This is a genomic window from Actinoplanes subtropicus, from assembly GCF_000721705.1.
GTDB lineage: Bacteria > Actinomycetota > Actinomycetes > Mycobacteriales > Micromonosporaceae > Actinoplanes > Actinoplanes subtropicus.
Genome location: NZ_JOJL01000030.1, coordinates 73,365 through 93,405 on the forward strand (window position 1 = coordinate 73,365; position 20,041 = coordinate 93,405).

20 protein-coding genes are annotated in these 20,041 nt (G+C 69.2%); 13 read left to right on the forward strand and 7 right to left on the reverse strand.

The annotated features are described in order from the left end of the window. Positions 1 to 44 precede the first annotated feature (44 nt). Genes IH26_RS0137385 through IH26_RS0137400 form a run of 4 tightly spaced genes read right to left on the reverse strand, consistent with a single transcriptional unit; the run spans position 45 to position 5,677 of the window. A complete protein-coding gene (locus IH26_RS0137385) occupies positions 45 to 1,472 on the reverse strand; it encodes a lactate utilization protein B (protein ID WP_030441010.1) in 1,428 nt (475 codons plus the stop codon). Then, positions 1,469 to 2,203, reverse strand: a complete 735-nt coding sequence (locus IH26_RS0137390) for a (Fe-S)-binding protein (RefSeq protein ID WP_030441011.1) — start codon at positions 2,201 to 2,203, stop codon at positions 1,469 to 1,471. The genes IH26_RS0137385 and IH26_RS0137390 overlap by 4 nt, the downstream gene beginning before the upstream one ends. Positions 2,204 to 2,216: 13 nt before the next feature. Beyond that, on the reverse strand, positions 2,217 to 3,620 hold the full coding sequence (locus IH26_RS0137395; protein ID WP_030441012.1) for a rhamnulokinase: 1,404 nt from the start codon (positions 3,618 to 3,620) through the stop codon (positions 2,217 to 2,219). 26 nt (positions 3,621 to 3,646) lie between these two features. After that, a complete protein-coding gene (locus IH26_RS0137400) occupies positions 3,647 to 5,677 on the reverse strand; it encodes a bifunctional rhamnulose-1-phosphate aldolase/short-chain dehydrogenase (protein WP_030441013.1) in 2,031 nt (676 codons plus the stop codon). Positions 5,678 to 5,954: 277 nt separating this feature from the next. Here IH26_RS0137400 and IH26_RS0137405 point away from each other — a divergent pair, with 277 nt between their 5' ends. The 4 genes from IH26_RS0137405 to IH26_RS0137420 are packed head-to-tail and all read left to right on the forward strand — an operon-like array spanning position 5,955 to position 7,668. Beyond that, positions 5,955 to 6,329 carry a hypothetical protein gene (locus IH26_RS0137405; protein WP_030441014.1) on the forward strand — a complete coding sequence of 125 codons (375 nt, stop codon included), beginning with the start codon at positions 5,955 to 5,957 and terminating at the stop codon, positions 6,327 to 6,329. Then, on the forward strand, positions 6,326 to 6,790 hold the full coding sequence (locus IH26_RS0137410; protein ID WP_245665850.1) for a hypothetical protein: 465 nt from the start codon (positions 6,326 to 6,328) through the stop codon (positions 6,788 to 6,790). The genes IH26_RS0137405 and IH26_RS0137410 overlap by 4 nt, the downstream gene beginning before the upstream one ends. Continuing rightward, the gene (locus IH26_RS0137415; protein WP_030441016.1) at positions 6,787 to 7,239 is read left to right on the forward strand and encodes a roadblock/LC7 domain-containing protein; all 453 of its coding nucleotides are present in this window, start codon (positions 6,787 to 6,789) and stop codon (positions 7,237 to 7,239) included. The genes IH26_RS0137410 and IH26_RS0137415 overlap by 4 nt, the downstream gene beginning before the upstream one ends. A gap of 18 nt (positions 7,240 to 7,257) precedes the next feature. Continuing rightward, a complete protein-coding gene (locus IH26_RS0137420) occupies positions 7,258 to 7,668 on the forward strand; it encodes a roadblock/LC7 domain-containing protein (protein WP_034216748.1) in 411 nt (136 codons plus the stop codon). A gap of 175 nt (positions 7,669 to 7,843) precedes the next feature. Here IH26_RS0137420 and IH26_RS0137425 read toward each other — a convergent pair whose 3' ends face one another. Beyond that, the gene (locus tag IH26_RS0137425) at positions 7,844 to 8,869 is read right to left on the reverse strand and encodes a LacI family DNA-binding transcriptional regulator (RefSeq protein WP_030441018.1); all 1,026 of its coding nucleotides are present in this window, start codon (positions 8,867 to 8,869) and stop codon (positions 7,844 to 7,846) included. 157 nt (positions 8,870 to 9,026) lie between these two features. Here IH26_RS0137425 and IH26_RS0137430 point away from each other — a divergent pair, with 157 nt between their 5' ends. The 6 genes from IH26_RS0137430 to rhaI are packed head-to-tail and all read left to right on the forward strand — an operon-like array spanning position 9,027 to position 15,151. Further along, the gene (locus IH26_RS0137430; protein WP_030441019.1) at positions 9,027 to 10,571 is read left to right on the forward strand and encodes a sugar ABC transporter ATP-binding protein; all 1,545 of its coding nucleotides are present in this window, start codon (positions 9,027 to 9,029) and stop codon (positions 10,569 to 10,571) included. Positions 10,572 to 10,606: 35 nt separating this feature from the next. Continuing rightward, entirely contained in the window at positions 10,607 to 11,581 is a 975-nt protein-coding gene (locus tag IH26_RS0137435) for an ABC transporter permease (protein ID WP_157437577.1), read from the forward strand. After that, the gene (locus tag IH26_RS0137440; RefSeq protein WP_030441021.1) at positions 11,574 to 12,554 is read left to right on the forward strand and encodes an ABC transporter permease; all 981 of its coding nucleotides are present in this window, start codon (positions 11,574 to 11,576) and stop codon (positions 12,552 to 12,554) included. The genes IH26_RS0137435 and IH26_RS0137440 overlap by 8 nt, the downstream gene beginning before the upstream one ends. Positions 12,555 to 12,570: 16 nt before the next feature. Then, entirely contained in the window at positions 12,571 to 13,644 is a 1,074-nt protein-coding gene (rhaS, locus tag IH26_RS0137445) for a rhamnose ABC transporter substrate-binding protein (RefSeq protein WP_030441022.1), read from the forward strand. Between the two features lie 4 nt (positions 13,645 to 13,648). Beyond that, on the forward strand, positions 13,649 to 13,978 hold the full coding sequence (locus IH26_RS0137450; protein WP_030441023.1) for an L-rhamnose mutarotase: 330 nt from the start codon (positions 13,649 to 13,651) through the stop codon (positions 13,976 to 13,978). A 6-nt stretch (positions 13,979 to 13,984) separates the two neighbouring features. Next, entirely contained in the window at positions 13,985 to 15,151 is a 1,167-nt protein-coding gene (gene rhaI, locus IH26_RS0137455) for an L-rhamnose isomerase (protein ID WP_030441024.1), read from the forward strand. A gap of 145 nt (positions 15,152 to 15,296) precedes the next feature. Here the strand turns inward: rhaI and IH26_RS60330 are convergent, their stop codons facing one another. Further along, positions 15,297 to 15,893, reverse strand: coding sequence for a hypothetical protein (locus IH26_RS60330; protein WP_030441025.1), 597 nt, complete (start codon positions 15,891 to 15,893; stop codon positions 15,297 to 15,299). A 195-nt stretch (positions 15,894 to 16,088) separates the two neighbouring features. Between IH26_RS60330 and IH26_RS0137465 the strand changes: the two genes are divergently transcribed. Beyond that, a complete protein-coding gene (locus IH26_RS0137465; RefSeq protein WP_030441026.1) occupies positions 16,089 to 17,075 on the forward strand; it encodes an aldo/keto reductase in 987 nt (328 codons plus the stop codon). 5 nt (positions 17,076 to 17,080) lie between these two features. On the opposite strand, the gene IH26_RS0137470 is transcribed toward IH26_RS0137465, so the two are convergent. Then, complete coding sequence (locus IH26_RS0137470) at positions 17,081 to 17,866, reverse strand: substrate-binding domain-containing protein (protein ID WP_245665851.1); 786 nt, start codon at positions 17,864 to 17,866, stop codon at positions 17,081 to 17,083. Between the two features lie 176 nt (positions 17,867 to 18,042). On the opposite strand from IH26_RS0137470, the gene IH26_RS0137475 reads away from it, so the two are divergent. Continuing rightward, positions 18,043 to 19,077, forward strand: a complete 1,035-nt coding sequence (locus tag IH26_RS0137475) for a sugar ABC transporter substrate-binding protein (protein ID WP_030441028.1) — start codon at positions 18,043 to 18,045, stop codon at positions 19,075 to 19,077. 3 nt (positions 19,078 to 19,080) lie between these two features. Continuing rightward, positions 19,081 to 20,041: ABC transporter permease (locus tag IH26_RS0137480; protein WP_030441029.1), on the forward strand; the 961-nt coding region annotated here is incomplete at its 3' end.

Genomic DNA, 20,041 nt, shown 5'->3' on the forward strand with positions numbered 1-20,041 from the left:
CCCGAGGGCGGACCGGATCCGGCCCAGGATCACGTCCTTCGAGCTCATCGCCCCCGCCACCAATCCCGGAACGTCTCCTTCGGCGGCGCCGGCAGATCCCGGCTGGCCGACCACCCGTTCAACGGCGGCGGCAACCCCCGCCCGCGCCGCCCCGCGATCCGGGCCAGCTTCGCCGCCCGCTGCGCCGAGGCGTACAGCTTGGGCCGGTCCATCATGTACGCCGCCGCGGCCATCACCGCCGCCTCCGTCCGCGGGTGCGGCGCCTGATTCCGCAGGTGCACCAGGATCGACGGGATATCGATCTGCACCGGGCAGGCGTCGAAGCAGGCCCCGCACAGGGACGACGCGTACGGCAGCGAGGCATTGTCCGCCACCCCGGTGAGCTGCGGCGACAGCACCGCGCCGATCGGCCCCGGATACACCGACCCGTACGCGTGGCCGCCGGTCCGCTCGTACACCGGGCACACGTTCAGGCAGGCCGAGCAGCGGATGCAGTGCAGCGCCTGCCGCCCCACCTCGTCGGCCAGCACCGCTGACCGCCCGTTGTCCAGCAGCACCAGGTGGAAGCTCTGCGGCCCGTCCCCCGGCGTCACCCCGTGCCACATCGACGTGTACGGGTTCATCCGCTCCCCGGTCGACGCCCGCGGCAGCAGCTGCAGGAACACTTCGAGGTCGGACCAGGCCGGCACCAGCTTCTCGATGCCCATCACCGTGATCAGCGTCTCCGGCAGGGTCAGGCACATCCGCCCGTTCCCCTCCGACTCGACCACGGCCAGCGTCCCGGTCTCGGCGACCGCGAAATTCGCCCCGGACACCGCCACCCGCGTCGACAGGAACGTCTCCCGCAGATACTTCCGGGCCGCCCCCGCCAGCTCCGGCGGGTTGTCGGTCAGCGACGGGTCGACCCCCGGCATCGCCCTCAGGAAGATCTCCCGGATCTCCGACCGGTTCCGGTGGATGGCCGGTACCAGGATGTGGCTGGGCTTGTCGTCACCCAGCTGCACGATCAGCTCGGCCAGGTCGGTCTCGACCGGCGCGATCCCGGCGGCCTCGAGCGCCTCGTTGAGCCCGATCTCCTGGGTGGCCATCGACTTGACCTTGATGACCCGCCGCTCGCCGGTCTGCCGCACCAGGTCGGTGACGATCCGGTTGGCCTCGTTCGCGTCGGCCGCCCAGTGCACGACCCCGCCCGCGGCGGTCACCTTCTCCTCGAGCTGTTCGAGAAGCAAGGGCAAATTCGCCATGGTGTACGCCTTGAGCGCCGACCCGGCCGCCCGCAGCTCCTGCCAGTCCGGCAGCTCGGCGATGACCCGCCCGGACTTCCCGCGGATCGTCGTGGTCGCGTGCTGCAGGTTGCGCCGCAGCTGCGCGTTCGCCAGCGCCTCGCGTGCGGCCACCGGGAACGGCTCGTCCCCGCGCAGATGGCCCACGCCGCGCGGCGCCCGGGCCGGCATCCCCAGGAACGTCGTCATGCCGCCCTACCTTCCGTCGACGCGAGGATCTCGGCCAGGTGCACCGTCCGAACTCCGGTCCGCAGCCGGGACAGCCCGCCCCCGATGTGCATGAGGCAGGATGCGTCCCCGGCCGTGCACACGTCGGCGCCCGTGTCGAGCACGTGCCGCATCTTGTCGGCAAGCATCGCCGTCGACGTATCCGCATTTTTCACGGAAAACGTGCCGCCGAACCCGCAGCACTGCTCGGCCGCCGGCAACTCCACCAGATCCAGGCCCCGCACGTGCCGGAGCAGCCGCAACGGCTTGTCCCCCACGCGCAGGACCCGAAGTGAGTGGCACGTAGGGTGATAAGTCACTCGATGTGGGAAGTATGCTCCGACGTCCTCGACGCCCAGCACATCGATGAGCAGCTCGGACAGCTCGAAGGTCCGCGACGCCACGGATGTCGCCCGGGCCGCGAGCCGGGCATTCCGGCCGGCGACCATGGCGTGCTGGTGACGGACCGAGCCGACGCAGCTTCCGGACGGCGCGACGATCACCTCGTACGGATCAAAAGTCCGGGCATATCGCTCCACGAGGGGCAACGCGTCCTTCTGATAGCCGGTGTTGATGTGCATCTGGCCGCAGCAGGTCTGTTCCGCCGGGAAGACGACCTCGTGGCCGAGCCGCTCCAGCAGCAGCACGGTGGCCTTGGCCGCGGCCGGGAACATGGTGTCGGCCAGACAGGTCGCGAACAACGCGATCCGCACCGATGCCCTCCCATCAGATCCGTTTGGCGGCCGCTCGCCAGGCGGCCGGGTCGCCACCGGGCGTGTACCGCACGATCTGCTGAGTCTCGCGCAAAACCGACCGCAGCGCCGCCAAGTCTCCATCGATGACACCGGCCGCGCGCGCCTGCACGAGCACGTTCCCGAGGGCGGTCGCCTCGACCGGCCCGGCGAGCACCGGCAGCCCGCAGGCGTCCGCGGTCAGCTGGCAGAGCAGCTCGTTGCGCGCTCCCCCGCCGACGATGTGCACCGCCTCCACCGACCGGCCGGCCAGCCGCTGCGCCTGCTCGACGGCCCGGGCGTGGGCCAGCGCCAGACTGTCCAGAATGCACCGGGTCACCACCGCCGGCGAGGCGTCCTTCGGCAGCCCGGCCGCCTCGACCATCCGCCCGCGCATGTCCCCCGGCGGCAGGAACACCGGGCGGTCAAGATCGACGACATAGCGAAGTGCCGTCTCCGCGGCAGCCGATCGGAGCAATTCGGAAATATCCGTAAGGCCCCACTCCCGCATGCACTCCTGCAGCGGCCAAAGCCCCATCACGTTCCGCAAGAACCGAATCGTGCCGTCGACCCCACCCTCGTTGGTGAAGTTCGCCAGCCGAGACGCATCGGTCAGCACCGGTTCGAAAAGCTCCAGTCCGACCAGCGACCAGGTCCCGCACGAGATATAGGCGAAGTCGGGGTTTGCGGCCGGCACCCCCACGACCGCCGAGGCCGTGTCGTGCGAGCCGACCGCCACTACGGAAATATCGCGATAAAGTCCGATTTGCTGACCGGGCTGCCTGATCGGCGGGAACAGCGATGCCCGGAGCCCGACGGACGAGATCAACGGCAAGGACCATTCCCGCGTACGCACGTCCACCAGCTCCGTGGTCGACGCGTTGGTGTACTCCGCCCCCAACTCCCCGGTCAGCCAGTACGCCAGCAGATCCGGGATCAGCACCATCTGCCGCGCCGCCTCGTACTGCGGCGTACCCAGCGACGCCACCAGCTGATACAGCGTGTTGAACGGCAGCTTCTGCAGCCCGGTGACCTCGTACAGCCGATCGTCCCCGACCAGCCCGGCCACCCGCTCCGGCACCCCGTCGGTGCGCCCGTCCCGGTAGTGCACCGGGTTGCCGAGCAGCGCCCCCGACGCGTCGAGCAGTCCATAGTCGACCGCCCACGAGTCGATCCCGATGCTGTCCACCGGCCCGGCCGCCGCGAGCCCGTCGAGCACCCCGCGATACAGCGACAGGATGTCCCAGTGCAGCGTCCCGCCGGCCCGCACCGGCTCGTTGGCGAACCGGTGCACCTCCTCGAGCGCGACCCGGCCGTCCCCGACCCGGCCGACCATGACCCGCCCGCTGGACGCGCCAAGATCGACCGCGGCGAAGCTGCTCACCGCGGGCGGAGTCATCGGAGGCGGAGTCACTGGAGGCGGAGTCATCGGAGGAAGGCTGCGGCGACACCCGCGTCGACCGGGATGTGCAGGCCGGTCGTGTGGGTGAGGTCGCCGCCGGTCAGCGCGAAGACCGCGTTGGCCACGTGCTCCGGCAGCACCTCCCGCTTGAGCAGGGTCCGCTGGGCGTAGTACTCGCCGAGCTTCCCCTCCGGCACGCCGTAGACCGCCGCCCGCTGCGCACCCCAGCCACCCGCGAAGATGCCGGAGCCGCGGACGACGCCGTCCGGGTTGATGCCGTTCACCCGTACCCCGTGCGCGCCCAGCTCGGCGGCGAGCAGCCGGACCTGGTGCGCCTGGTCGGCCTTGGTCGCGCCGTACGCCACGTTGTTCGGCCCCGCGAAGATCGAGTTCTTGCTGGAGATGTAGACGATGTCGCCGCCCAGGTTCTGCGGGATCATCACCCGGGCCGCCTCGCGGGAGACCAGGAACGAGCCCTTGGCCATCACGTCGTGCTGCAGGTCCCAGTCCGCCTCGGTGGTCTCCAGCAGCGGCTTCGAGATCGACAATCCGGCGTTGTTGACCACCAGGTCGACCCCGCCGAACGCGAGCACCGCCTCCCGCAGTGACTCGACGATCGCCTCCGCGCTGGTCACGTCGGCCGCCACGGCGATCGCCGCGTCCGGGCCACCGATCTCCGCCGCGACCGCGGTGGCCGAGGAGAAGTCGCGGTCGGCCACGATCACGCAGGCGCCCTCGGCCGCGAGCCGCAGCGCGATGGCCCGCCCGATGCCCGAGCCGCCGCCGGTCACGTACGCGATCCGGGTCGCCAGCGGCTTCGGCTTCGGCATCCGCTGGAGCTTGGCCTCCTCGAGCGCCCAGTACTCGATCCGGAACTTCTCGCTCTCGTCGATCGGCGCGTACGTGGAGACCGACTCGGCGCCGCGCATCACGTTGATCGCGTTGACGTAGAACTCGCCGGCCACCCGGGCGGTCTGCTTGTTGGCCCCGAACGAGAACATGCCCACCCCGGGGACCAGCACGATCGCCGGGTCGGCGCCGCGCATCGCCGGCGAGTCGGCGGTGGCGTGCCGCTCGTAGTAGCCGCGGTAGTCCTCCCGGTACGCCGCGTGCAACTCTTTCAGCCGGGCGACGACCTCCTCGAGCGGCGCGTCCGGCGCGGTGTCCACCACCAGCGGCTTCACCTTCGTACGCAGGAAATGGTCGGGGCAGGAGGTACCCAGCGCCGCCAGTTCCGGAAGCCGCGCCGAGTTGACGAAGTCGAGCACGACGTCGGTGTCGGTGTAATGGCCGACCTGCGGGCGATCGGTCGAGGCCAACCCGCGCAGCACCGGGAAAATCTCGGCCGCCCGGATTCGCCGCTCCGGCGTGGGCAAAGACGTGTGCACCGCGGCACCGAACGGATCCGGCCGCCCATGCGACGCGAGATATTCGGCGGCAAGGGAGATGATCTCGCGGGAGTTGGCCTCGCACTCGGCGCTGGTCGCACCCCACGCGGTGATGCCGTGCCCGCCCAGGATCACGCCGATGGCCTGCGGATTCGCCCGCTGCACGGCGGCGATGTCGAGCCCGAGCTGGAAGCCCGGCCGGCGCCACGGCACCCAGAGCACCCGGTCGCCGAAGATCTCCTTGGTGAGCGCCGGGCCGTCGGCCGCGGTGGCGATCGCGATGCCCGAGTCGGGGTGCAGGTGGTCGACGTGCGCGACGTCGACGAGGCCGTGCATGGCGGTGTCGATGCTCGGCGCCGCGCCGCCCCGGCCGTGCAGGCAGAAGTCGAAGGCTGCGACCATCTCGTCCTCGCGGTCGACGCCCGGATAGACCGCGGTCAGCGCGCGGAGCCGGTCGAGCCGCAGAACGGCCAGGCCCTTCCCGGTCAGCGTGCCGAGGTCGCCGCCCGAGCCCTTGACCCAGACCAGCTCGGTCGGCTCGCCGGTGACCGGGTCGGTCTCGCTGCCCTTCGCCGAGGTGTTGCCCCCGGCGTAGTTGGTGTTGCGCGGATCGGCGCCGAGCCGGTTGCTGCGCTCCAGAAGCTCACGCACTGCGGGGTTCGTCATCGCTGCCTTCGTCGTCTCGTGAAACGTTTCATACGCTGCTCGCAGATTACGGCCAGCCACTCGCCCGGTCAAGAGTGGCCGGCGCGTCCGGTCCGCTTCGGTCATTCGGCCGACCCCGTCCGAGACATCCGCACATCGGAACTCGATCTTCGGCCTGATCTGTGCTGATTCCGTATTGCTTTCAGCGTCAACCAAACCTTCTCGTGTCATGGTTGCCCGCGAGAACCCGGCCGGGTCCCCGGATCGTCACTTCGAGTAACGAAGCCAAGGAGGACATGTGGCGAACATCGAGACTTCTCTGAAAGAGGCCATGACCATCGAGGGCGCCATCGGCGTGGCGCTGGTCGACTACACCAGCGGCCTCACTCTCGGTGTCATGGGTGGCGGCGCCACCATGGACATGAACATCGCCGCCGCCGGCAACACCGACGTGGTCCGGGCCAAGGTCCGCACCCTCGAGATGCTCGGCCTCGACGACAGCATCGAGGACATCCTGATCACCCTGGACACCCAGTACCACCTGATCCGCCTGCTCCAGGGCCGGCGCGGTGGCGACGCGCTCTTCCTCTACCTGTCGCTCAGCAAGAACCGGGCCAACCTCGGCCTCGCCCGGCACCAGCTTCGCAAGATCGAGTCGGAGCTCGACATATGACCGCGGTCGACGACTCGGACCTAAGCCTGAGCCTGGGCGTACGCAGCACGTCGAAGCTGGTCGGCGAGGCGGTACGCCAGTTCCGCGCGCACGTCCCCGAGTGCGTCGCCAGCGGCCTGGTGGACATGTCGACCGGCATGCTGCTGGCGGTGGACACCCTCGACGACCACCCGAGCGAGGTGCTCGACCTGCTCGCGGCGGCCACGTTCGACCTGTTCCAGGGCCGCAACGTGGTCATGATCGAGGACATCTTCAAGGCCCGCCGCGGCGTCCAGGAGGACCGGCACTACTTCCAGGAGATCCTGGTCAACAGCGACCACCTGGTGCACGTCTTCCTGCGCAGCGCCGTCAACCAGGACATCGTCGCGGTCGTGGTGTGCCGCAAGTCGGCCAACACCGGCATGCTGTTCGCCCAGGCCCGGATCGTCATGAAGCAACTGGACGCCGGCCTCGACGGATGACCACGACGCTGGATCGGCCGCCACTCGAGAACGCGCTGGGGATCCCCGGCGCGCGCTCGGTGTGCCTGCTCGATCCGGACGGCCCGGCGGTGCTGTGGTGGGCCGGCGACGCCGCGCCCGGCACCGACGAGGCCGTGTCGGTGGTGTCGCTGGCCCGCGCCGCCGCCGGCCTGGTGTCGCTGAGCGAACTCGGCGACGTCATCCTGACCAGCACTGACGAGTTCCACCTCGTACGGATCGTCGCCGACGGCACCGCCCGGGTGGCGCACCTGGCACTGCGCCGCTCGGACGCCAACCTGGCGATGGCCCGGCACGAGTTCCGCGTGCTCCTGGAGGCCGAGGCAGTGCCCGTCCCGCCGCCGCCCACCGCCTTCACCCTGCTCAACCAGCCGTACTCCGCGGACGCGGACGTTCTCGACCGCATTCTCGCCACCCTCCGCCGCCTCTGAAGTCTTGGAGAGATCCCCGTGCAGATCGCGAGCTCTGACCCGTATCAGGCCGTCCGAAGCGAGCTGGCCGCACTGCGGCATCAGGTGACCGGGGTGAGCGGCTGCGTCATTGCCGGCGTCGACGGCCTGCTGATCCTGCACGACACGATGACCAGCGCCGAGCCGAACGACATCGCCGCCCTGGCCGCCGGGGCGCATGGCATCAGCCGCACCTGTGGAGCGGCCCTTCAGCAGGGCGCCTTCAGCGAGGTCACGATCCGCAACCAGGGCGGGTATCTGGCCGTCTACGCCGTCGGCGATCTGGCCCTGCTAGCGGTGATCGGCGACAGCGGCTTGAACATCGCCCGCCTGCACCTGGAGGCCCGCCCGGTTACGGCCCGTTTGACCGCGATGCTGTCCATCCAGACGATCCAGCACTCGCGCTTCTAGAGACTTCCCCATGTACGAGGGCGAGCCAGGCCCCCGCCTCACGCGGCGACCTGGCTGCCGTCCCGACCCCGTGCCGCCCGCATCCGGGCGGAGCTGCAACTCGGGCAGGCCGGCCCAGGCGTTGGGTCGCCCTCACTGCCGCCGCTCACGCCTTGGGCACCCCTGGCTCGTGATCTCAGCCCTTTGTCCGGGTTGAGGCTCGGGCCACCAGCTCGGGGGTGAAGAACAGCTGCTGGTGTTCGTGGGCCGGGTTGGTGGCCTCGTCGAGTACCAGCTGAGCGGCCGCGCGGCCCAGCTCCTGCCGAGGCTGGCGCACCGAGGTCAGCGGGACAGCGGCAGCGGCTGCGAACTCGATGTCGTCGAAGCCCACGATTGCCAGGTCTTCCGGGACTCGCAGGCCGGCGCCGATGCCCTGCTGCAGCAGGCCGAGCGCGAGCAGGTCGTTGGCGCAGAACGCCGCGGTCGGGCGGCGCCGGGCGGGTAGGCCGGCCAGGCGCTCGCCCGCCGACCGTCCCTCCGCGACGGTCATCGCCTCGGTGGGCAGGTAGATCAGGTCGTCGGCGGAGCGGCCCAGCTCCTCCCACACCTCGCGGGCGCCCTGCAGCCGCTCACGGACCTGGCCGAGCGACTCGGGGCCGCCGATCACCGCCACCCGGGTGTGGCCCTGCTCGGTCAGGTGCTCGATGGCGACCCGGCCGCCGTGCACGTCGTCGACCGCGACCGAGCAGCAGTTCTCATCGACGCGGCGGCGGTCGACGATCACCAGCGGGACGCCGCGGCGGGACAGCTCGTCCAGGTGCGGCGCGTCGGGGTTGACCGGGGTGATCAGGATGCCCTGGACGCGCTGTTGCAGGAGCCGGTCGAGGTGCGCCTCCTCCCGCTCGGGGCGGCTGTTGCTGTTGCAGATGAACAGCGACAGGTCGGCGTCCTCGGCGGCGAGCTCGATGCCCTGGGCCACGTCGTGGAAGAACGGGTTGGTGCCGTCGAGCATCACGTACGCCAGCGTGCGGCTGGTGCCGGCGCGCAGCTGGCGGGCCGACTCGTTGCGCACGAAGCCCAGCTCGGCCATCGCCCGCTCGACCCGCTCGCGGGTGCGCGCGCTGACCACTTCGGGACGGTTCATGACGTTCGAGACGGTGCCGAGCGAGACACCTGCGGCCGCGGCCACGTCCTTCACGGACGGCGTCCTGCCGTTCAGCACCTGAACCTCCCGTTGAAACGTTGAAGCAGCATCCTACGGTACCGCTCACCTGCGGAGGGTCCATGTTTCCGTGCTGTTGCGATCCTGTGCTTGACAGCTGTGATGGGGGCCACCTACGTTTGTGAAACATTTCAACTGCTGCTTCGGGAGGTGGCTCGTGGCAGAGGCAATTGCCCTGCTCGAGGTCCACGACGTGACGAAGTCGTTCGGCGCCGTCGCGGCCGTGCAGGGCGTGAGCTTCCCGCTGTACAGCGGCGAGGCGCACGCCCTCGTCGGCGAGAACGGCGCCGGCAAATCCACGATCGTCAAGATGCTGGCCGGGGTGCACCGGCCGGACACCGGAACGCTGCGGGTGAACGGGGCGGATGTCGACTTCGCCGGCCCGGCGGACGCCAAGGCGGCCGGCATAGCGGTCATCTACCAGGAGCCCACGCTCTTCCCCGACCTGTCCGTCGCCGAGAACATCGCGATGGGCAACCAGCCGCTGACCAGGCTGCGCCAGATCGACCGCAAGGCCATGCACGCCAACGCCGACCGGCTGTTCGCCCGGCTCGGCGTGCACATCGACCCGACCCGCCCGGCCCGCGGCCTGTCCATCGCCGACCAGCAGCTGGTCGAGATCGCCAAGGCGCTGAACCTACCCGCGGCGGAAAACCCCAGAAACAACCAGATGACCAGCGAGGCCCGCGTCCTGATCATGGATGAGCCGACCGCCGCGCTCTCCGGGGTCGAGGTCGAGCGACTGTTCGCGGTGGTCCGGTCGCTGCGCGACGAGGGCGCCGCGATCCTGTTCATCTCGCACCGGTTCGAGGAGATCACCGAGCTCTGCGAGCGGGTCACCATCATGCGCGACGGCAAGCACGTCGCCACCGAGCTGGTCGCCGACCTCACCGTCGACGACATGATCCGGCGGATGGTCGGGCGCGATCTGAGCGCGCTCTTCCCCAAGCAGGACGTTACGCCCGGCGAAGTCATGCTTTCCGTGGAGAACCTGTCGCGAGAGGGCATTTTCCGCGACATTTCGTTCGAGGTGCGAGCCGGCGAGATCGTCGCGCTGGCCGGGCTCGTCGGGGCCGGCCGGTCCGAGGTGATGCAAGCCGTCTTTGGGGTGGACCCGTACGATTCCGGCGCGGTGAAAATACGCGGCAAACGCCTCAAACCAGGCAACCCCCGCGCGGCGATGGCCGCCGGCATGGCCCTCGTCCCCGAGGACCGCCGCCAGCAGGGCCTCATCATGGACCTGTCGATCGAGCGCAACATCACGCTCCCCCGCGCCCGCAAGCTCGCCCGGCTGGGCCTGCTCTTCGGCGGCGCGGAGAAGCGGGCCGCCGCCACCTGGGCCGAGAAGCTCCAGACCAAGCTGGGCAAGCTCTCCGACGCGGTCGGCACCCTCTCCGGCGGCAACCAGCAGAAGGTGGTGCTCGCCAAGTGGCTGGCCACCGCCCCGCAGCTGCTGATCGTCGACGAGCCGACCCGCGGCATCGACGTCGGCACCAAGGCCGAGGTGCACCGGTTGATGTCGTCGCTGGCCGCCGACGGTCTCGCGGTCGTCATGGTCTCGTCCGAGCTGCCCGAGGTGCTGGGCATGGCGGACCGGATCGTGGTTCTCCGGGAAGGGCGGGTGGCCGCCACCCTCACCCGCGCCGAAGCGACCGAAGAGTCCGTTATGTACGCAGCCATGGGCCAGGAGGTTGCGGCATGACGCCCCTTGCCTTACAAAAGCCGCGAAAGCCAACCATGAACCTCCTCAAAACCCGCGAACTGGGCATCCTCCTCGCCCTCGCGCTACTGGTCCTCTACACGACGATCAACAACCCGAGGTTCCTCTCCGGCCAGAGCATCCGCGACAACCTGCTGAACACGGCGATCCTCGCGGTCATGGCCACCGGCCAGGCGATCGTCGTGATCACCCGGAACATCGACCTCAGCGTCGGCTCGGTCCTCGGCATCTCGGCCTGGACGGCCGCCACCATGATGAGCGACCACCAGGGCCTGCCGATGATCGTCGCCATCCTCGTCGGCCTCGCCGTCGGCGCCGTGGCGGGCCTGCTCAACGGCGTGCTGGTCCGCTACGGCAAGGTCCCGGCGCTGGTCGTCACCCTGGGCACGCTCTACATCTACCGCGGCATCACCTACCAGTGGGCCGGCGGCTCCCAGGTCAACGCGGACAAGCTGCCGGCGCACTTCCTGAACTTCGCCAACGACAGCCTGCTCGGCATCCCCTGGCTGGTGCTGATCGCACTGCTCGTGGTCGGCGGCGCCACCCTGGTGATGCGCAACTACCGGGTCGGCCGCGAGCTGTACGCGATGGGCTCCAGCCCGCAGGCCGCCGAACTGGCCGGCATCAAGGTCGCCCGCAACCTGCTCGGCGCGTTCGTCCTCTCCGGCGCGCTGGCCGGCCTGGCCGGGGTGCTGTTCGCCGCCCGGTTCGGCACCGTCGACGCGAGCGCCGGCACCGGCTACGAGCTGAACGTGGTCGCCGCGGTGGTGGTCGGCGGCGTCGCGGTCTTCGGCGGCAGCGGCACGGTCTGGGGCGCCGGCCTCGGCGCGCTGCTGCTCACGGTGATCAGCAGCGCCCTCGCGGTGCTCGACATCAACCAGTTCTGGCAGCAGGCCATCGTCGGCGCGCTGATCATCCTGGCCATCTGCGCCGACCGGCTGGTCGCCGTGCGGATCGCCCGCTCGCTGCGGAAGAGGGACGCGCATGTTTAAGAAGCTGGCGAGCTGGGACAGCATCATCATCCTGCTGACCGTGCTGGTGCTGATCGTCGCGTCGGTCGTCGTCGACAACTTCGGCACCAGCCGGAACTTCACCTTCATGGTGCTCGACCTGATGCCGATCATCCTGGTCGCGCTGCCGATGACCTTCATCATCATCACCGGCGAGATCGACCTGTCGGTGGCCAGCGTCCTCGGGCTGACCAGCTCGCTGATGGGCTGGCTCTGGAACCACGACATGGCGATCCAGACGATCATCCCACTCTGCATCGTGATCGGCGCGGTCGCCGGGGCGCTCAACGGCTTCCTGATCACCGGGCTGGGCCTGCCCTCGCTCGCGGTCACCATCGGCACCCTGGCCCTCTACCGCGGCCTCGCCTTCGTCGTGCTCGGCGACTCCGCGGTGGCCGACTTCCCGTTCAACTTCACCGGCTGGGTCACCGGCACCCTCGGGGACGGCAGCATCCCGAACGTCCTGATCCCGATCATCGCGATGGCGGTCGTGTTCGGGGTGATCCTGCACGCCACCCCGGTCGGCCGCGCGCTGTACGCCATCGGCGCCAACGCGCAGGCCGCGCACTTCTCCGGGATCCGGGTCGCCCGTACCAAACTCTGGCTGTACGTCGTCAGCGGCGCGGTCTCCGGCCTGGTCGGGGTGCTGTGGACGCTGCGCTACTCCAGTGCCCGCGCGGACAACGGCGCCGGGCTCGAGCTCGCCGTGGTCGCGGCCGTCCTGCTGGGCGGCGTGTCGATCTTCGGCGGAAAGGGCAGCCTGCCCGGCGTCCTCGCCGGCGTGGTGCTGCTGACCGCGCTGCAGAACGCGCTGCGCCTGGAAGACGTCTCCGGGCAGGCGCTGAACATCGTCACGGGCGCCCTGCTCGTGCTGTCCGTCCTGCTTCCCAACATCGTCACCACCGTTCGCGGCAACTGGCAGCGCCGTCGGCTCCGCCAGTCCGCCGCTCAGTAGATCGTTTGGAGCCAGCATGTTGCGACACCGCTTGGCCGTCACCATTTCGGCGGCCTCGATCCTGACGCTCGCCGTCGCCGGTTGTGGTGGCACGACCAAGAAGAACTCCTCGGACACCGGCGGCGGCGCGCAGACCGCGGCCAGCGCGAACCCGAACGCACAGCTGAAGACCGGCCTGAAGATCGCGTACCTGCCGAAGCAGTTGAACAACCCGTACTCCGATGTGGAGACCTCCGGCGGTGAAGCGGCGGTCAAGGAGTTGCAGGGCGAGTACAAGAAGGTCGGCCCGAACGACGCCTCGGCCTCATCCCAGGTCTCCTACATCAACACGCTGATCCAGCAGCAGCAGGACGTCATCGTGATCGCGGCGAACGACCCGAACGCGGTCTGCCCCTCGCTGAACCAGGCCCGCTCCGCGAAAATCAAGATCGTCACGTTCGACTCGGACGCCTCCAAGGCCTGCCGGGACATCTTCATCAACCAGGCCACCACCGAGGGCATCGGCGAGTCCCTGGCGAAGATGGCCCTGGAGCAGGCCGGCGCCGACGGTGGGCAGATCGCGGTGCTCTCCGCGACGCCGAACGCCACGAACCAGAACTCCTGGATCGCGGTGATGAAGACCGAACTGGCCAAGCCCGAGTACAGCAAGCTCAAGCTGGTCAAGGTCGCCTACGGCAACGACGACGACCAGAAGTCCTTCCAGGAGGCCCAGGGCCTGATGCAGTCGTACCCGAACCTGAAGGTCATCGTCGCCCCGACCACGGTCGGCATCGCCGCGGCCGCCCGCTACATCGGCTCCTCGTCGTACAAGGGCAAGGTCGCCGTGACCGGGCTGGGCCTGCCGAACCAGATGCGCCAGTACGTCAAGGACGGCACGGTCAAGAAGTTCGCCCTGTGGAACCCGGCCGACATCGGCTACCTGGCCGCCTACGCCGGCGCCGCGCTCGCCTCCGGTCAGATCACCGGCGCCCAGGGCGACAAGTTCACCGCCGGCAAGCTCGGCGCCTACACCGTCGGCGCGAACGGCGAGGTCGTCCTCGGCCCGCCCACCGAGTTCACCGCCGACAACATCGACAAGTTCAACTTCTGATTTCATGCCTCGTTACTGCTTCCACCTCCAGGTCCGTCCCGAACGGATGGCGGAGTACGTGGAGCGGCACCAGTCCGTGTGGCCCGAGATGCAGGACGCACTTCGGGCCACCGGCTGGCGCAACTACTCCCTTTTCCTGCGCTCCGACGGCCTGCTGATCGGCTATGTGGAGGCGGACGACCTAGCGGCGTCCCAGGCGGCAATGGCGGCGCTGGACGTCAACACCCGGTGGCAGGCGGAGATGGCGCAGTTCTTCGCCGGTACCACGCCGACCGAGGGCTTCCCGCTGCTGACCGAGGTGTTCCACCTCGCAGAAGAACCAGAAGAGAAGTGATCCGTGATGACTGACCTGGCTGCGGTCAAGCGTGCGCTCGCCGCGCAGCGCATCGAGACCCCGTCCTGGGGCTACGCGAACTCCGGCACCCGCTTCAAGGTGTTCGCCCAGCCCGGGGTGCCGCGCAACCCGGAGGAGAAGATCGCCGACGCCGCGACCGTGCACCGGTTCACCGGCGTGGCGCCCTCGGTCGCGCTGCACATCCCGTGGGACAAGGTGGACGACTACGCCGCCCTTTCCGCCTATGCGCAAGAGCAGGGCGTCGAGATCGGTGCGATCAACACCAACGTCTTCCAGGACGACGACTACAAGCTGGGCTCGGTCACCAACCCCGGCGGGGGGATCCGCCGCAAGGCCACCGACCACCTGCTCGAGGCCATCGACATCATGGACCGGACCGGTTCGCGGGACCTCAAGCTCTGGTTCTCCGACGGCATCAACTACCCCGGCCAGGACGACCTGCGCACCCGCCAGGACCGGATGGCCGAGGCGCTGCGCGAGACCTACGACCGGCTCGGCGACGGCCAGCGCATCGTGCTCGAGTACAAGCTGTTCGAGCCGGCCTTCTACGCCACCGACATCCCGGACTGGGGAACGTCGTACGCGCACTGCCTTTCCCTCGGCGAAAAGGCCACCGTCTGCATCGACACGGGCCACCACGCCCCCGGCACCAACATCGAGTTCATCGTCGCGTTCCTGTTGCGCGCCGGAAAGCTCGGCGCCTTCGACTTCAACAGCCGCTTCTACGCCGACGACGACCTGATGGTCGGCGCCGCGGACCCGTTCCAGCTGTTCCGCATCATGTACGAGATCGTCCGCGCCGACGCCCTCGACCCGGCCTACGGCATCGCCTTCATGCTCGATCAGTGCCACAACATCGAGCGCAAGATCCCGGCCATCATCCGCTCCGTGATGAACGTCCAGGAGGCGACCGCGAAGGCCCTGCTGGTCGACCGCGACGCGCTGTTCGCGGCGCAGAACGCGGGCGACGTCCTGGAGGCCAACGCGGTCTTCATGGACGCCTACAACACCGACGTCCGCCCGCTGCTCGCCGAGGTCCGCGCCGACGCCGGCCTCGACCCGGACCCGGTCGCCGCCTACAAACGAAGCGGCTACGACGAAAAAATCATCGCGGACCGAGTAGGCGGCACCCAAGCCGGCTGGGGGGCTTAGTTTTCTCGCCCAAGATCAAATTCTAGATCAAATTCATGTCGTGCCTGGTTGCATGGTGCAGACCGCAGCTCACGCCGAGGCCGGGCCAGGGGCCCAGCTGACGCTGCCCCTGGCCCTTCATTCTGCGTGAGTGGTTAAAACCGACCTACGGCTTGACCGCCTCGACATAGGTGTGCGTGGGCAGGGTGGACGGGTTGGCCTGCGCGGCCGGCACCGTCGCGGCGGCCGCCTCGGCCGGGGCCGCTGCACCGGCGGGCGCAGTCGCGGGTGCGCCGGCGGGCACCGAAACGGGCGCACCTGCGGGCACCGAAACGGGCGCGCCGGCGGGGGTTGCCAGGATGGCCGGCTGGCGGGCCAGCAGGCCCTTGCCGAGGGCGGCCAGGGTGGCCAGGACGGCTACGTTGAGGGCGGCGCTCCAGTGGAACGTCGCGATGTCGAAGACCTTGGCGGCGGCGAAGGACGCGCTCAGCGAGCCGAGGAAGGTCTTGGCCAGGCGGACCAGCAGGTCGGGCCAGAACGACAGGTTCGTCTGCTTGGCCAGGTACTGCAGCGCCGTCAGGATGATCGAGGACACCGCCGCGCTGGCCGCCAGCGTCAGCGAGTAGGCCCACGGCAGGTTGGTGACCGACGCGGCGGTGCCGCCGGCCAGCAGTGTCGCGAAGAAAACCTCACCGGCCGACCAGCCCGCCCGCTCCAGAAAATCGAGCACGACGGCACGCCATTTCGCCGTGGTCCACGCCATTTTCCCGACCCTTTCGTCACGCCGTCTGTCAGTGTCCACAGCGTCCTCACGCCCGGCCCGCGCCGCAAGAGGACACCCGGGCGAAAAGCGTGACCAATCTTGGACCGTGCCGCCGGTGGGAGGTAACACCAGAACCTCCCTCGGCCCCGTCGGCCCGCTATAGCGTCGGCGGTATCGGACTTTGGAGGGAACGACGTGCAGACGCGCATTCTTGGCAACGGGCTCGAGGTCTCGGCCCTGGGGTTCGGGGCCATGGGGATGAGTCAGAGCTACGGCCCGGGTCCCGGGCGCGACGCCAACATCGCGCTGCTGCGGGCGGCCGTCGATCGCGGGGTCACCTTCTTCGACACGGCCGAGGTGTACGGGCCGTTCGTCAACGAGGAACTGGTCGGCGAGGCGCTGCAGCCCGTACGCGATCAGGTGGTCATCGCGACCAAATTCGGGTTCGCCTTCGACGCCGACGGGAAGCAGACCGGGCTGTCCAGCCGGCCGGATGACATCAAGCGGGTCGCCGACGCCTCGCTCGAGCGGCTGCGGACCGATCGGATCGACCTGTTCTACCAGCACCGGGTCAATCCCGAGGTGCCGATCGAGGACGTGGCCGGGGCGGTCAAGGAACTCATCGAGGCCGGCAAGGTACGGCACTTCGGCATGTCTGAGGCCGCGGCGGCGACCGTCCGCCGGGCGCACGCCGTGCAGCCGGTGACCGCGCTGCAGAACGAGTATTCGCTGTGGTGGCGGCGGCCCGAGGCGGAGATCCTGCCGATGTGCGCCGAACTCGGCATCGGGCTGGTGCCCTACAGCCCGCTCGGCAAGGGGTTCCTCACCGGCGCCATCGACCAGAACACCACCTTCACGCCGGGCGACATCCGGGGCACGATCCCCCGCTTCGAGGCCGAGGCGCGGGCCGCCAACCAGGCCGTGGTCGACCTGCTGGGTGCCGTGGCCGGCCGCAAGAACGCCACCGTCGCGCAGATCGCGCTGGCCTGGCTGCTGGCCCAGCGCCCATGGATAGTCCCGATCCCCGGCACCCGCCGTCTGGAGCGCCTCGAGGAGAACATCGGCGCCGTCACCGTCGAGTTGACCGCCGACGAGGTGGCCGACCTCGACCGCGCCGCCGCTCAGATCGACATCCAGGGCGGCCGCTACCCCGAGCACATCGAGCGCATGACGAATTTGTAAGGACCCTAACGGTCGATCTCTCCGCTGCCGCGCGGGATCAGGGTCGTCGGGATTCTGATCTCGCGTGGCGGGCCCGTGTCGCCGTCGAGCCGGTCGAAGAGGGTGGTCGCGGCGGTCCGGCCCATCCGCGACGGGTCCTGGGCGACCACGGTGACCGGCGGGTCGAGGAGGTCGGCCAGGGGGAAGTCGTCGAAGCCGACCAGGGCGATCTCGTGCTGCCGGCCGAGGCGCCGCAGCGCCCGCAGCACGCCGATGGTGATCACGTGCCGGGCCGCGAAGATGGCGGTGGGCGGGTCGGCGGCGCGCAGCATCGCGAGCGTGGCCCGCTCGGCCGCCGGAGCGTCGCGGACGTCGTGCGCCACCGGGCCGGGCCGGCCGCCGAGCGCCCGCAGGTAACCCCGGTGCCGGTCGCGCGCCGTGGTCAGCCTCCGCAAATCTCCCAGGTACGCGATCCGGCGGTGCCCGTGCGAGATCAGGTGACGGGTGGCGGCGGCCGCCCCGGCCACGTTGGTCGACACGATCATGTCGCCGGCCAGCCCGGCGGGTCCGCGGTCCACGAAGACCACCGGCCCGACAAATCCGGATAAATGGCCTTGGTCGGCGGCGATCGGCGCGAGGATCAAGCCATCCGTTTTCCGCGCGAAGGCCGCCGCGAGCCGGCGTTCCCGGGTCGAGCCGAGGTTGCCGGTGATCACCTGGACGCCGCGCGCGTCCGCCGCCTCGGTGACGGCCCGATGCAGGGCGGCCGAGAAGGGATGGGACACGTCTTCGATCAGCACCCCGATCGTCACGATCGACCTCCGTCAATGAAGATCACTAAACGCAACGCCACGGAAACTCATTGTTGACATAGAAGGTGCCCGGGCGTCTACTGCCAAGCAACGTTTGTCCCAGATAGATGGCCTTCAGACGACTCTTGGGCGGTGGGCGGGGCGGTCGGATGGGGCTAAATCGGTTGGGAGCTGACATGTCCCGTATCGGAAGGATGGTGGCCGCCGGCTGCGTGATGACGCTGGTGCTCGGCTCGACCGTCGCCTGCAACCGAGGGTCCGGCGAGGACGTCGTCGGGCTGATCACCAAGACCGACACGAACCCGTTCTTCGTCCAGATGAAGAAGGGCGCCCAGAGCGAGGCCAAGAAGCAGGGCGTCGAGTTGCAGACCTTCGCCGGCAAGCAGGACGGCGACAACGAATCCCAGGTGCAGGCGATCGAGAACCTGATGTCGTACGGCGCCAAGGGCTTCCTGATCACCCCCAACGACTCCAAGGCGATCGTGCCCTCGATCGACAAGGCGCATCAGCAGAAGATGCTGGTGATCGCGCTGGACACCCCGGTCGATCCGCCGAACGCCGCCGACGCCACCTTCGCCACCGACAACTACCAGGCCGGCAAGCTGATCGGCCAGTGGGCGAAGGCGAAGTTCGCCAAGGAGAACAAGCAGGCGAAGATCGCCATGCTGGACCTCAACGCCAACCAGGTCTCCGTCGACGTCAAGCGCGACCAGGGCTTCCTCGACGGCTTCGGCATCCAGGTCGGCGACCCCAACAAGATCGGCGACGAGAACGACCCGCGGATCGCCGGGCACGACGTCACCGACGGCGCCGAGGACGGCGGGCGTACGGCCATGGAGAACCTGCTGCAGAAGGATCCGTCGATCAACCTGGTCTACACGATCAACGAGCCCGCGGCGGCCGGCGCGTACCAGGCCATCAAGAACGCCGGCAAGACCAAGGACATCACCATCGTCTCGATCGACGGCGGTTGCCCGGGCGTGGACAACGTCTCGAAGGGCATCATCGGGGCCACGTCGATGCAGTTCCCGCTGAAGATGGCGCAGCTCGGCGTCGAGGCCATCGCCGCGTACGCCAAAGATGGCACCAAGCCGCAGCCGACGCCCGGCAAGGACTTCTACGACACCGGTACCCAACTGATCACCGACGACCCGCAGGCCGGCGTGGACGCGAAGGATTCCACGTGGGGCAAGCAGAACTGCTGGGGGTGAAACATGGCAACCGCCACCGCTGATTTCGACGTGCGCCGGCACGACTCGTTCGGCCTGCGCGTCCAACACGCCCTGCACGCCAACCCGGTCCTCGGGCCGCTGGCCGTGCTGATCGTGGCGATCATCGCGTTCTCCATCGTCAACGGCCGATTCCTCACCGCGACCAACCTCTCCCTGGTCCTCCAACAGGTCACGGTCATCGCCACGCTCGCCCTCGGGCAGACGCTGATCATCCTGACCGCCGGCATCGACCTGTCGGCCGGCGCGATCGCGGTCTTCTCGTCGATCCTGATGGCCAACTTCTGCACCAAGGCCGGCATGCCCGGCGTGCTCGCGTTGATCCTCGGGCTGGCCTGCGGAACGGCGATGGGCGCGATCAACGGCACGCTGGTCACGAGGATCAAGCTGCCGCCGTTCATCGTCACGCTCGGCACGCTGACCATCTTCTTCTCGCTGAACTCGGTGGTCAGCCAGTCGCAGACGGTCCGCGGCACGGACATGCCGGCGCTGATGACCTGGACCGGCGAGTCGTTCCCGATCGGGAGCTTCCAGCTCACCTACGGCTCGATCATCATGCTGCTGCTCTTCGGGTACTTCTTCTACGCCCTTTCCCGTACGGCCTGGGGCAAGCACGTCTACGCGACCGGCGACGACGTCGAGGCCGCGCGGCTGGCCGGCATCCAGACCGGCCGGGTGCTGTTCTCGGTCTACACCGTGGCCGGCCTGCTCTACGCGATCGGCGGCTGGATCCTGATCGGCCGGCTCGCGTCGGCCAGCCCGAACGTCGGCACCGAGTACAACCTCGACTCGATCACCGCGGTGGTGCTCGGCGGGACCAGCCTGTTCGGCGGCCGGGGCAGCGTGATCGGCACCCTGATCGGTGCGCTGATCGTCGGTGTCTTCCGCAACGGCCTGCAGCTGGCCGGCGTGGAGGTGGTCTGGCAGGGCTTCGCGATCGGCCTGC